The organism is Leucobacter faecis (genome assembly GCF_054456635.2).
In genome coordinates this window covers 64,411-77,896 of record NZ_JBTJEP020000009.1, presented here as the reverse complement: position 1 = coordinate 77,896, position 13,486 = coordinate 64,411, and the positions used below count along the sequence as shown (strand labels likewise).

Genomic DNA, 13,486 nt, shown 5'->3' with positions numbered 1-13,486 from the left:
GCCCTGTGTGGGGGAGCGCAGCGACCGCCGTCGCGGCCGTCAACATTGCTAACAGATGTTAGGCTTCTGGGTAGGTTTGGTACAGCCAGGCAGTACCCGAACTGGCGTCGCAGCATGCGCGCCAGGAATGCTGTCGCCAACACCGCGCTCGCTCCTGGCGCCGTTGCGCGCGGGCTCGTGGGGAGCCCATCCAGCTGCCGACTCAGGGTGGGGTGACGAACGGTGCACAACCGTCATGCGCGATTGACAAAACACGCAGCGACGAGGGGTCGAGATTCTCGATCCGGATCTCGAAGCAGCAAAGCCACGGTACTGCTCCTGGCGGTGATTCCCTTGCTCGCGGGCGTGGTGCTCACCAGCCCCGCAGGGGCGATCGCCCCCGCCGCAGATTCGAGCGCGCCAGCCGCAGCGAGCGACGCCTCGCAGCGCACCCGGGGAGACTCGCCGTTCACTCCGGCAGCCCAGCCAGCCGCCGTGAACCCGCCGACACTGGGCAAGCCAGAGGTGATGGTCGACCCGACGGGGGCACTTGAACTCACCTCTGTCGTGTCGCGCATCTCGTCGACCGTCGGTTCAACGGGGCCCATTCGTGCCGGCGACGTGCTGCAATACCACGTGGCCGTCAAGAACCTGTCGTCTGAGGCGTGGACGAAGCAGAATCCGCTCGCGTTCTCAACCGACCTCACCCAACTTCTCGATGACTCGGTGCTCGTGTCGGGGGTGCGCCAGGGCACGCGTGCCGGCAATGGATGCGGGCCCACCGGCTGGGATGGTAACTCGTGTAAAGCCGTGGAGTCGCTCGTGGGAGGCGTCGCGAAGCACACGTTCGCGCTGGCACCGCAAGCCACGCACTTCTTCAACTACCGAGTGCAAATCGACAACGACTATCTCACGGGTGACCTACGCCTCGTCAACGCGGCGATGGTGCAGGGCGCTGCTCACGGGGCAGGCCCCACGGTTGCGGCGCAAGTGGCGTTCAGCGATGACGTGACAGTGCTGCACCCCCAAGCCCAGATTGCCAACTCGGTCGTATCGGTCGTCGCCGGCGGCACCGCGCGCACGCTGCAGCCGGGTGAGACAGCGCGGGCGGGCGAGACGCTGCAGTACCACGTCGCCGTCGAGAACCCGTTGGGGGCCGACGGGGTAGGGGCCGACTGGACAGCCGCTGCCGCGAACAACTGGACGCAAGACAAGCGGTTGACATTTACCACCGACCTGTCGGGCCTGCTCGATGACACCGTGCTGGTGTCGGGGGTGCGTCAAGGAACTCGCGCCGGATCGGGCTGCGGCCCCACCGGATGGGACGGTAACTCGTGTAAGGCCGTGGACTCACTGGTAGGCGACGTCGCGACGCACACGTTTGCGCTCAAAGCGGGTGCCACGCACTACTTCAACTACCGGGTCAAAGTTACGAATGACTTTACGGTCGGCGACCAGCAGCTGCTCAATGAAGCCGTCATCACGGGCGACCCTGGCAACGGGCAGCCCCTCATTGAGAAGCGCGCTCAGGTCGAAAACGCGGTCGAGGTGCTGCACCCCGACGTGACCATCGCACACTCTGTGGCAACGGTGCTGACGAGGGGCGCTGAACGCGAGCTGCAACCGGGCGATGCTGTTCGTGCTGGCGAAGAGATTCAATACCATGTGGCGGTCGAAAACCCCGCGGGTGGTGGGGATTGGACCGCACCGACTAGCGACGGCGCGGCGAGTGATAAGCGGCTCACCTTCGCCACTGATCTCAGTGATCTGCTCGACGACACCGTGCTCGTCTCGGGAGTGCGCCAGGGAACGGTTGCAGGAAACTACTGCGGCCCAACCGCTTGGGACGGCAACTATTGCAAGCCCGTCGACTCCGTGGTGGGCGGCGTGGCGACCCACACTTTTGCGCTCAAAGCGGGCAAGACTCACTACTTCAACTACCGCGTGCGCGTCACCAACGACTTCGTCGCCGGTGACAACCTACTGATCAACGAAGCGATCGTGACCGGTGAACCGGGCAATGGTCAACCCGGGGTTGAGGGACGCACCTCGTTTAGCAACAAGGTCGCGGAGCTGCACCCCGACGTGACCATCGCACACTCTGTGGCAACGGTGCTGACGAGGGGCGCTGAACGCGAGCTGCAACAGGGCGACAATGTTCGTGCTGGCGAAGAGATTCAATACCACGTGGCGGTCGAAAACCCCGCGGGTGGTGGGGACTGGACCGCGCCGACCGCCGACGGCATGGCCAGCGACCGACGCCTCACCTTCACGACCGATCTGTCGCGCATGCTCGATGACGCGGTATTGGTATCTGGCGTGCGGCAGGGAACGATTGCAGGAAACTACTGCGGCCCAACCGCCTGGGACGGCAACTATTGCAAGCCCGTCGACTCCGTGGTGGGCGGTGTGGCGACCCACACTTTTGCACTCAACGCGGGCAAGACTCACTACTTCAACTATCGCGTGCGCGTCACCAACGACTTCACGGTCGGCGACCAGCGCCTGCTGAGCGAATCCGTTGTTGCGGGTGACCCTGGCAACGGCCAGGCGCCGGTCGAGGTGCGTACCTCGTTCGACAACACGGTGAGTGTGTTGCACCCCGGTCTCGAGATCTCAGACCCGACAGTGACGAAGATCAAGGGCGACGTGAACGGCCCCGTGCGCGCCGGCGATCAGCTGCAGTACGACGTCACCGTATCGAACCCGGTGGGCGGCGGTGACTGGACGGTCGCCGCGGGGAACGGTTGGGCGAGCGACAAACGCGCGACCTTTACCACCGACCTGTCGGGGCTTGGTGGCCACGCCGTGCTGATCGGCGACGTGCGCCAGGGAACAACGGGCGGCCGGTACTGCGGCCCAGGCGGCTGGAACCAGAACTACTGCAAGCCGGTCGACACGCTCGAGAACAGTGTGGCATCGCACACGTTTGCGCTCGATGCCGGTAAGTCTCATTTCTTTAGCTACCGCGTAGAGGTCGGCAACGACTACCCGAGCGGCGCAACACTGCAGAATGAGGCGTGCGCGTCGGGCGAACCCGGCAACGGCCAACCCACCATTAGGGTGTGCGGTGACGTGTCGACCGAGCTTGAACTGCAGCACCCGGCGCTTGAAATCGAGAAAAGTGTCGCGAACATTACGAACCCGAAGGCCGCTACGGCACGCCCCGGTGATGTGCTTGAGTACACGGTCACGGTGAAGAACCCCGGTAAGGGCGACTGGAACGACAAGACGAACGCGATGGCGGCCAACCTGGTCAGCTTCAGCGACGACCTCAGCGATGTGCTTGATGACGCGGCCTGGAAAACTGGCAGCCCCGACGGGTGCTTCACCTACGGTTGCGCGGCCTTTGAGCCGCCTGTCGACGGTCAACTCACGCACGAGTTCGCGCTCAAAGCGGGCGCCACGAAGACCATGAAATATCAGGTCACCGTGTCAGACCGATACACCGGCGACGAGTCCCTCGTCAACGAGGCGTGTGTCTCGGGTGACACGGGCGGGCCTGCGGGCATCGTGCACGAGTGTGACTCGACCACCTCAGCGATGGTGCAGGTATACCCAGAGCTCGAGGCTGAGCTGTCGTGGACGAAGTCACCGCGCCCCAACGATCCACTGCGTGCGGGTGATCGCGTGGCCTACACGATCACTCTGCACAACACGGGCGAGGGCGACTGGAACGTCGCCTCGGCTTGGGCGGCGGGTAACCCAGTGACGCTGACCAAGGATCTCACCGACATTCTCGACGACTCCGTGCTCGTTGGGAAGCCGTCGGTGGGAGCCACGATTGAGAACGGCGTGCTGTCTTGGACCGGCGGCCTCGCGGCAGGCAAGTCCCGCTCCATCACCTTCTCGGTGACGGTGAAGAACGTGGCTGACGGCATCGCCACTGACCTGTGGCTCAACGGTACGGCCTGCGCCGCGGGCGACAGCCGCAACCCGGCGCTCCCCGCGAGCACCATCACCGTGTGCCCCGCGCTCGAACTCCCCATCGGTGAGAAATGGCAGATGTCGAAGACGCTGTTCAACGACCAGGGTGCCGAGCTCAACGACATCGCTAGCGTGCGCTCAGGGCAAGAGCTCACCTACGTGGTCTCGGCCTGGGCGGTCGGCGGCTGGCCTGTCCCTGACGTACAGCTCACGGACGACGTATCGCGGGTGCTGCACCTTGCCCAGCTGCAGGGCGACGTGATGCTGCAGGTCGGCAACGGCCCAAAAACAAAGCTTGAGGTGATCGACGGCAAGATTGTCACGCCACGCTTCGAGCTGCCCGGTACGGGCCAAGCGACCATCACCTACACCGTCAAGATTCCCGACGACGTGCACACCGGCACGCTGCTCAACCAGGCGACCGGCACGGCCCTGCCCGGCAGCGGCGCGGCCACCCTGCCCGATCGCTGCGGCACCAATCTGCGGCCCTGTGAAACCGAGCACCGGATCGTGGGCCCGCGGCCCACAATCTCAAAGACCCAGTCAGTGGGGTCGACCGTGACGCGCGGCGACAACATCACCTACAAGGTGCGGGTCACCAATCCCGGGCCCGGATCGTGGACAGCGAAGAACCCGATCTCGGTGATCGACGACCTCGCACGCGTGCTTGACGACGCAACTCTCGTAAATGATGTGATGCTCACGCGCACAGGCGACGCGATCGGCGTCGTCGTTCCCGTCACCGACGGCAAGATCTCCTGGCAGGGGGCGCTCGCCGCGGGTGAGTGGCTCGAACTGACGTACACGGTGAACGTCAACATCGACCGGGGTGGCGGCGACCGCTACCTCGTCAACGAAGCCTGCACGGGGACACCCGGGGCTGAACGCTACTGCGATGACACGTACACCAGCATTCCGCTCGACCCCGCAGAGATCGAGAAGCCCGTCTGGGGCCCTGACGGCGAGGGTTGCGTCGCACCGCCATGGATCAACCTGCCCGTGACCCCGGGCATTGTGTACACGATCTCTGGTGATGTGGTGCCCGGAGGATCGGTAACCGTGACGGCCACCCCGCAGCCCGGCTACGAACTCGTGGTGCCGAAGGACTGGACGCTCGCGGCCGGCGGGCAGAGCGCGAGCTTCACGATCCACTTTGCAACCTGTGACACCAAGAAGTTCGCTGAACCCGAAGTGAAATACACGACTGGCGTCTGCTCGCCCGACGGCAACCACACCCCACCCACCTTCGAGCTCGTCGAAACTGAAGGCATCGACTACTCGTACGTGGGCGAGGTGAAGGCCGGTTCCACCGTGGTCGTCACCGCAACGGCACAAGACGGGTACTGGCTGCGCAACAGTTCAATGGGCCGCCACTGGAGCATCAGTAAAGACGGCAAGACTGCCACGCTGACGATCAACTTTCCCGAGCTCAACTGCCCGCCGACCGAGCCAGGTGAACCGTTGATCTCGCCCGAACGCCCCGTGTGGTCGGGGCCGACCTGTGACGCCCCCAACCGGGAGCCCGAGTTCAGGCTTCCCGTAACACCCGGGCTCACGTACACCTACACCGGCACCGCCGCGGTCGGCTCGTCGATCGTCATCACGGTGACGGCCGACGACGGGCGTAAGCTCGGGCGCGTGGGCGCGCACGGCTGGGTCTTCGCCACTGACGGGCTGAGCGCGACCTTTACGATCACGTTCTACCCGCCGCGCGACTGCGGTGGCGGGTCGGGTGCCGGCGCGGGGAGCACCAGCAACGGTAACGCCGACGGCGAGATTCCGCCGATCGAGGGCGGCGCCGGGGCCGGGGCGACGGGCACTTCGAATGCTGACGGCATTGATCCGGATCCCTTGCCCGGAGACATCGAAATTGCTCCATTGCCGGGCCTCCCAGAACCCGAGTGCGTGGCGGGCGTCGTCACAATGCCCGATCTCACCGTGATTATGGTGCCGGGAGTTTGGTACGACGTGCAGGGCAAGATGGAGCCGGGCGAGACTGTCGTGCTGACCGCGCACACGCTGCCCGGGTACATTCTGCAAGATACCGCGGACTGGATGAAGGGCGACTGGGTGCTCGCGCCGGATCGCAAGAGCGCAACCCGCACGGTCACGTTCCCGTCGCTTGAAGTCCTGTGCGGGCTGCCGGGCGAGAAACCCGAGCAGCCTGGGGAGCCGGGCGAGCCCGAGGTCCCTGAGGTGCCTGAGAAGCCTGAGGTTCCTGAGACGCCTGAGGGGCCTGAAGTACCTGAGGGGCCTGAGACCCCGACGGGCGGGCCGCAGGCGGGCGCCGCGGCAGCCGGGTCGGCAGATGCCGGGGCCGAGGACGGGCCCGAAGGCTCCAGCAGTGATCGCACGCCTCCCGCGGCGAACGCGCTCACGAACACCGGCGGCGCGAGCGGCGCAGTCGCGGCCTCGGTGGGCGCATTCATGCTGCTGCTCGGTGGCGCAGCGGTGGCACTCGCCCGGTTGCGTGCGGTGCGTCGCACGCGCTAGCGTCGCGCGCGATGCTCCGGCCGCTGGGCCTGGACCCGGATCGGATTCAGGTCCAGGCGCAGATCGACCCGGATCGCGCGCTCAGCGTGCGATCCGGGTTGAGGTGAGGACTAGCTTTCTGGGTTTCCTGCGTGCGGGGTGAAGCCCTCACCGAGATCATCTTTGCCCTGTGGGTCTGCTTTCACGCGGAGTAGGCCACGCGGGAGCGGCCGCTCCCTGTCTGATGCGCTGCGCGGGTTTGTGCCTGTGGGGTCCCCGACATGCTGGTCAATCAGCTGAAGGAGCATTGCGGCGCTGACCCCGGTCCCCGCTACTTTGGCGCGTAGCGTCGGGGACCTTTGGAGGCCTTTGAAGAACTGGGCGGCATCTCCTCTCGCACCGGTGAGCCCTTGTTCCCCAATGCGCCAACCTCCGATCGTCTCAGCGTCGTGCTGATCGGCGATGAGCAAGAGGTTATATAGATCGACAAAGTCTTTGCTCATTCCCCGTTGGTTGGCGGCGTAGGCTTTCAGAATAAGCGCATGCTCGACGGTAGGCGTTCGAACTTCGACCAGTAACTCGGAGCCATCGCTCAATGTAACGGTGAGGACGTGTGTGACCCAGTTTCCTGCCAGCGCGAGGCTGAGGCCAGGAACGCTGTCGAAGCCGCGACCGCCAAGTTCGGTGTTTGAGGTGAACCGACCGGTGCTGGAAGGAATCAGTAGATCGATGACCCTGTTGTTTCCGACGCGGTATCTGTTTCCAGATTCTGGGTCGTAACCCGCCTCAATTAGGCGCTCGTGAAGGGTGCCTGCGCTCGCAAGCTGTACTGAGATCGCTGTATCGACATCGAGCGTGTGCCGGATGATGATGCCGGACGAAGGGAATGCCTCGGTGTGTAGGTTCACCATCAGGCCACCCACCACCCGCACGTCCTCCATGTCTCGGGTGATCGTGGAGATATCTTGAAGCGCCTGAAACGCCTGATCTTCAGCATTGGACGTGCTGAAGGTGGCATAGTTTTTGGTGATCAAGATATCCAACCCTTCAGAGTGCGCGCTCGTAGTTGTTTGATTGCTTCATCGGCGTCGTTGCCCCCTACGGCGCGCAGGTCCCACGCGGCAATGAGCGGGTCGGCCACCTCAGTGCCCCATGCTGCGGCCGTGGCGAAGATCGTTTGGTCGGCGGGTATGACGAGCTGCGTATTTGACTCGCTCTTGGTCGCTGGCGCAAACCCCAATTCGCTCATGTCGAGCGGCGTATCCGCGTAGGCGATGAGACCTTGCGGTATGCGCCATGGTGCGATTGTGTCTGCTGCGCCGTCTGCGGAGAGGATCACGTGAGGTTTGAGTCCACGGACCTGCTCATTGAAGGGCCGCATGGAGTACCAGTAGGTGCGAACCCCTGCAGGGCCGGGATACTCCCGCATGAATGCGTTCCAGAGTGCTCCCGGGCTTCGAGGGGTCCATGAGCCTTGCGTTTTGGTTACGAGGTCACCAAGTTTGGCGAGCATCATGGACACTGCTGCTTGGCTAGTTCCAGTTTGCTCGGCAAGCCGCGCCTGCGTGCGACGTTGATCAGGAATGAGGAGCGCTCGCATGAGTGCGTACCTTCCCCAGGGGACTCGACCGCGAGCCTTGGCCGGAGCGGGCGCAGCGCGAGTAATACCGTGATTTGGGAACACCTGGAGTCCATCCTCCGTTGCCAGTGCTGCGCCCGGGGTTGAACGTACCGCCAATACGACGCGTTCCGAAGCCCGTGGCACCACGAACATGGTGACGTGCTCCTGCGCCTCACCCGCAGCCTGGACGAGCTGCACCTTGGATGGTGCCTGGTTCTGGCGAACCAGGAGGACTGAACGTGACGTGCCACCCCATTCTGCAAGCAGAGTCGTCGGGCCCAGCGCATGGGTCATGAACCCTTCCCTAGTGAGCAGGTCGGCAGGATCGATGATCATGGTGCCCTTCGAAATATTAGCTAAATGATAACTTCACTAATTAGCTTATATATTGAAGTCTAGGGCACTTCTTGATCAGGTCAAGGGAGGGCGTGCTCGCACTCATTCACTGACTACGCGAGCGGTGCCCCCGCCTGCTGGGCGTAGAGCCGGATCGCGCGCTCGGCGTCTGCGACCGTGATGCTGCCGCCCGCCACGATGTGCAGCCCAAATGCGTCTTCGAGCGCGACGAAGTTCATTGCGATGTCGTCGATGGGGCCGGCGAGCGTGAAGTCACCGGCCTCGACCCCCTCCGCCAGGATGCCGCGGTAAAGCGCGAGCTGTTCTTGGTAGAGCCGTTGCACGAGCTCGTCGTGCAGCGGCGACTTGCCCGCGAGCACATCGAACTCGTACAGCAGGCGCATGAGCGCATCGTCTGGCCCACTTGGTAGGCCGGCCGTGATGGCGGCATCGAGTTTTGCTGCCGCCCCAGTCTCGCGGGCGACGAGCGCCGCGCGCTCCGATCCGACGCGAGCCATACCGGCCGCGTGTGCCTCGACCAAGATCGCGTCGAGATCGTCGTAGTAATAGAGCAATGCGCCGCGGGTAACCCCGGCCTGATTGGCGACGTCGGTGAGTGAGAGCTTGCGCAGGCCGCGATCCGCCGCCGCGTCGAGGGCTGCCTGCACCACTTCGATGCGTCGCTGGTGCTGGGTGCTGGGTCTCGCCATGCAGCCAGTATGCCAGTTGCGTGTCGTTCCAGGCCGAGCCGCAAGGATTATTTGACATTCGAGTAAATTAATTTACTCTGGAGTAAAAGAACCCGCTGTGCAGCGGTGCGCACCGCCGCTCACCTGCGCGGCACAACCTCACAGGAGCAGACATGGCAGTCGACACCCTCTTCACCGGCGGGCGTATTCGCACCTTCGACGCGGCTCAGCCGTGGGCCGAAGCGCTGGGCGTGACCGGTGACCGCATCACCTATGTGGGCTCTGCCGCCGACGCCCCCGCGGCGCGCAACACGGTGCAGCTCGAAGGGCGCCTGCTCACCCCGGGCGTCGCCGACACCCACAACCACCTGCTGCTCGGCTACGACGACCTCGCCGTGAGCCTCGACCAGGTGCAGAGCCTCGACGTGGTGCGCGCCCGCATCGCTGAGTTCGCTGAGAGCCACCCAGAGCTCGACTGGATCTGCGCCGAGAACGCGCTCTACTCGGTCGTCGAGGGCCGCCGCCCGCACGCTGATGACCTGGTGGGGGTGACCGACCGCCCGGTCTTCATCACCACCTACGACCAGCACTCGGTCTGGCTGAACCGCCCCGCGCTCGCCAAACTCGGTATTTTGAACGGTGCACCGATCGCCTGGGGCAACCCCGAGAAAGACGCGGCGACGGGGGAGCCCACGGGGTGGATCACCGACTTCTACACCCGAGCCATGACGATCGACGGCCTCGCCGAGCTGCAGCGCGACATTCCCATGTACTCGCCCGATCGCCGCTACCGCAAGATCACCAACAGCCTCGACATGGCCGCCAGGTTCGGCATCACCACGGTGGTAGAGCCGCAGGTGCCGCTCGCCGAGCTCGACCTGTTTGCCCGCGCCGAGCGTGAGGGCAAGCTCACTTCGCGCACGATCGCCGCGATCTACCACCCGGTGGGCGCCGACGGCGACTTCCGTGCCAACATCACGGACGCGATCAAGAACACGCCCCAGCACGAGCGCTTCAAGCTCGGCCCCGTGAAGCTCTACGCCGACGACGTGATCGAGCCACATACTGCGGCCATGATCGAGGACTACGCGAACAAACCCGGCCACCGCGGTCACACCAGCCTCGAGTCGACCGAGTTCAAGAAGCTGTTCATCGAGCTCGACCGCCTCGGCTACCAGGTGCACACCCACGCCATCGGCGACCTCGGTATTCAGCTCACGCTCGACTCGATCGAGGCCGCGCTCAAGGCCAACGGCGCCCGCGACGCCCGCCACGGCATCGTGCACATCGAGTGCCTCGCACCACAGGACCTCGCACGCTTCAAGCAGCTCGGCGTTGTCGCCGCGATGCAGCCCCGCCACGCGTCCCCCGATCTCGTTGCCGGTACCTGGATGGAAAACGTGGGCGAGGCCCGCTGGGATCGCGCCTGGCGCTTCAAATCGATGATTGACTCGGGCGCCCGCGTCACCTTCTCGAGCGACTGGCAGGTCGGCGAAATGGACCCCCTCGTCGGTATCTACAGCGCCATGACGCGTGCGCGCCTTGACGGCTCCGACGCGTGGACCGTGGGGGAGCGGCTCGACCTCGACCGCGCCCTCGAGGCGTACACGAAGGGCGGTGCCGACGCGTTTCACCACGAGGGCGCGCTCGGCACGCTCAGCGTCGGCAAGCTCGCCGACATCGTCGTCTGGTCGGGCGACCTCTACGGCATGGAGCCCGCCGAGATTCTCGCGCAGCACGTCGACCTGACGGTCGTCGGAGGGCGAGCGATTCACGACGCCCGAGGAGAGATGGGTGGCGCTGCGGCGGCGGCCCGCATGCAGGATCCGGCGGGCGCCGGCCAGTCGTGCGGCGAACCCCACGGACACAGCCACAGTCACTAGTGGATCCTGCGACTCCTTCGTCGCGCAGGATGACGAAGGGGTAGCTCCGCTCACGCCCACTGATCCGATCCCCGAGCCGACATAGATGCCCCAGTTTGTTTGCTTTAGGGCTTTCTAAAGCAAACAGACTGGGGCATCTGTAGGGCCCGCCAGCCCGCAGCAAACTACAACTTTCGAACAGCACAACGAAGTGAAAGAAGTCAACATGTCTACCTTGCCCACCCGATCCGGAGTCGCCGCGGGCGATGACCAGATCGCGCACGCAGTCGCCCACAAGCCGGGCCAACTGAGGCGCACGCTGAAGTTGCGTCACCTCGTGTTCATCGGCCTCGCCTACATGGCGCCGCTCGCGGTGTTCGACATGTTTGGCATCGTCGCCGATGAGACGGGAGGGCACGTGCCGCTCGCCTACCTTGTCGTGATCGTCGCGGTGCTGTTCACGGCGTTCAGCTATTCGCGCATGGTGCGGTTCTTTCCGATCGCGGGGTCGGCGTACACGTACGCGAAGGAGGCGATCAACGCTCACCTCGGGTTTCTGGTGGGCTGGGTGGCAACCCTTGACTACCTGCTGCTGCCCATGATCAACGCGATTCTGTCGGCGATCTACATGGGCGCCGTTTTCCCCGACGTGCCGTTCTGGGTGTGGGTGCTGCTGACGATCACAGTCTGCACCGTGCTGAACCTCGTGGGTGTGAAGCTCGCGGCGAGCATGAACATTTTGCTCGTCGGTATTCAGCTTGTCGTCGCCGTCGTCTTCGTGGTGCTCACGATCGTGAACATCAACAGCGGAGCCAACGGCGCCGAGTTCACGATGGTGCCGTTCTTCTCGAGCGACGTGCAGGGCCGCTGCGATCACCGCCGGCGCCGCGATCCTCGCCCTGTCGTTCCTCGGCTTCGACGCGGTGTCGACCCTCGCCGAAGAAGCCGAACGGCCCGAGCGCGACATTCCCCGCGCCATCTTCATCATCATCTCGGTCGCCGGCGCCTTCTTCATCACCGTCACCTACGTGATGCAGACCTTGTTTCCCGACGTCAGCCTGCTCGGCGACATTGTTGGAGCGTCGCCCGAAATGGCGAAGTACATCGGCGGCGCTGCGTTCCAAGCAATCTTCGTAGGCGGCTACATGATGGCCGTGCTCGGCTGCGGCATCACGCAACAAATGAGCGCGGCCCGGCTGCTCTATGCGATGGGCCGCGATGGCGCACTGCCCAGGCAGCTTTTCAGCCGGATCAACCCGCGCACGGGCGTGCCCGTCGCGAACGTGTTGATCGTCGCGTTGATCGCCCTCACCGGGCTCTTCGTCGACCTGGACCAGGCCGCCTCGATGATCAACTTTGGTGCGTTCATCGCGTTCACGTTTGTGAACCTGTCGGTGATCTTCGTGTTCTTCAGGTTCTTGAAGCGGCGCGGGGCGGGGGCCTGGCTCGGATTTGTGGTGGTGCCCGCGATCGGCGTCGTGATCAACGTGTGGCTGTGGGCGAGCCTCGACACCGTGTCGATGATCATCGGGTTCAGCTGGCTCGCGGTGGGCGTCGCCTACTTGCTGATGAAGACGCGCGGTTTCAGGGCGCCAGCGCCCGACCTCACCGGCCCGATCAACATCAGCATGTACGAGTAGGGAGCCCGCTGGCGGCCGGGAGCGCCGGCGGCCGGGAGCGCCGGTTCCCGGCCGCACTACTCGGCTCTACTCGAACGGGTTGACCGTCCTATTGCCTTCTTCGGGGTGGCGAATCAGCGCAGGGTCCGACATGCCCTTGCGCGGGTCTTCGTCGCCGTTGAACGTGTCGGTCGCGCCGTCCATCACCGGCTCATCGACGGTGTCCTCCTGTGCGACGGAGCTGTCTTTGTTGTCTTTGTTGTCATTGCTGGGGTGTTTGGTGTCGTTCATGTGATCCACTTTCTGTATTAGTTGAGGACGATGATGCCAGCGTTCAGCGAGGCGGCGAAGATCAGCCACAGCAGGTATGGCACGAACATCCAAGCCGCAGGGCGTGAGATTGGCATGGTGATCGCGATGAGTCGAATGACGACGACGATGAGTGCCACGATGACGACGAGCGCCGCCCACCAGGCGATGGCGCCGACGAGCGGAAAGCTGGCGAAAAACAGTGGTGTCCACAATCCGTTGAGCACGAGCTGCACCGCGAAAAGTCGCAATTGGTGTTGAGCGCGGCTCGGCTGCCCGGCCGCCGCATACCCCGCCCGCCAGATGAGAAAGCCGGCGATCGCGATCAGCGCGTACAGCGCGGTCCAAGCTGGGCCAAACACCGCGTTGGGTGGGCTCCAGGGCACCTTATTAACAGAGGCGTACCAGCCGTCAGTGTGCGGAATCGTGGCGATGGAACCGAGGGCCGCGACCGCTGTGACCGCCACGAGAAATAGTGCGGCGACACCAATCTGTCTGGTAATAGGGGGAGTGGGGTGCGCCATAGGGGTACCAGTTTCTAGGGGTTGAACGGCCGTTGTCGCCGACGCTAGCAACCGTGAATCTGCTGGCACCACAGTCCCCGCCAGATTTGTGAAATCACAAGATCACGACCGCGCCAAAGCCCAAACAACCGCGGTGCACCACAAACTT

Annotated in this window: 8 protein-coding genes and 1 pseudogene; 4 read left to right on the top strand and 5 right to left on the bottom strand. The window is 64.3% G+C overall.

All coding sequences use genetic code 11. The features are described from left to right. The first annotated feature begins 324 nt into the window (after positions 1 to 324). Positions 325 to 6,399, top strand: coding sequence for a DUF7927 domain-containing protein (locus tag ACXR2T_RS08980; RefSeq protein ID WP_458838934.1), 6,075 nt, complete (start codon positions 325 to 327; stop codon positions 6,397 to 6,399). Positions 6,400 to 6,509: 110 nt separating this feature from the next. On the opposite strand, the gene ACXR2T_RS08975 is transcribed toward ACXR2T_RS08980, so the two are convergent. The 3 genes from ACXR2T_RS08975 to ACXR2T_RS08965 all read right to left on the bottom strand — a co-directional run bounded on the left by ACXR2T_RS08975 (position 6,510) and on the right by ACXR2T_RS08965 (position 9,045). After that, on the bottom strand, positions 6,510 to 7,412 hold the full coding sequence (locus ACXR2T_RS08975) for a hypothetical protein (RefSeq protein ID WP_458838933.1): 903 nt from the start codon (positions 7,410 to 7,412) through the stop codon (positions 6,510 to 6,512). Then, positions 7,409 to 7,978, bottom strand: coding sequence for a hypothetical protein (locus tag ACXR2T_RS08970; RefSeq protein ID WP_458838932.1), 570 nt, complete (start codon positions 7,976 to 7,978; stop codon positions 7,409 to 7,411). Before ACXR2T_RS08970 ends, ACXR2T_RS08975 begins: the two co-directional genes overlap by 4 nt. Positions 7,979 to 8,448: 470 nt before the next feature. Further along, complete coding sequence (locus ACXR2T_RS08965; RefSeq protein WP_458838931.1) at positions 8,449 to 9,045, bottom strand: TetR/AcrR family transcriptional regulator; 597 nt, start codon at positions 9,043 to 9,045, stop codon at positions 8,449 to 8,451. A gap of 152 nt (positions 9,046 to 9,197) precedes the next feature. On the opposite strand from ACXR2T_RS08965, the gene ACXR2T_RS08960 reads away from it, so the two are divergent. From ACXR2T_RS08960 to ACXR2T_RS08950, 3 genes and pseudogenes are all read left to right on the top strand, one after another. After that, positions 9,198 to 10,907 carry an amidohydrolase gene (locus ACXR2T_RS08960; protein ID WP_458838930.1) on the top strand — a complete coding sequence of 570 codons (1,710 nt, stop codon included), beginning with the start codon at positions 9,198 to 9,200 and terminating at the stop codon, positions 10,905 to 10,907. Between the two features lie 205 nt (positions 10,908 to 11,112). Continuing rightward, positions 11,113 to 11,655, top strand: a pseudogene (locus tag ACXR2T_RS08955) (APC family permease); the annotation flags it as partial. A 154-nt stretch (positions 11,656 to 11,809) separates the two neighbouring features. Continuing rightward, a complete protein-coding gene (locus ACXR2T_RS08950; RefSeq protein ID WP_458838929.1) occupies positions 11,810 to 12,526 on the top strand; it encodes an APC family permease in 717 nt (238 codons plus the stop codon). A gap of 66 nt (positions 12,527 to 12,592) precedes the next feature. Here ACXR2T_RS08950 and ACXR2T_RS08945 read toward each other — a convergent pair whose 3' ends face one another. Both ACXR2T_RS08945 and ACXR2T_RS08940 read right to left on the bottom strand, forming a co-directional pair. Further along, positions 12,593 to 12,796, bottom strand: coding sequence for a hypothetical protein (locus ACXR2T_RS08945; protein ID WP_458814812.1), 204 nt, complete (start codon positions 12,794 to 12,796; stop codon positions 12,593 to 12,595). 17 nt (positions 12,797 to 12,813) lie between these two features. Continuing rightward, positions 12,814 to 13,338 carry a TspO/MBR family protein gene (locus ACXR2T_RS08940; RefSeq protein ID WP_458838928.1) on the bottom strand — a complete coding sequence of 175 codons (525 nt, stop codon included), beginning with the start codon at positions 13,336 to 13,338 and terminating at the stop codon, positions 12,814 to 12,816. Positions 13,339 to 13,486 lie beyond the last annotated feature (148 nt).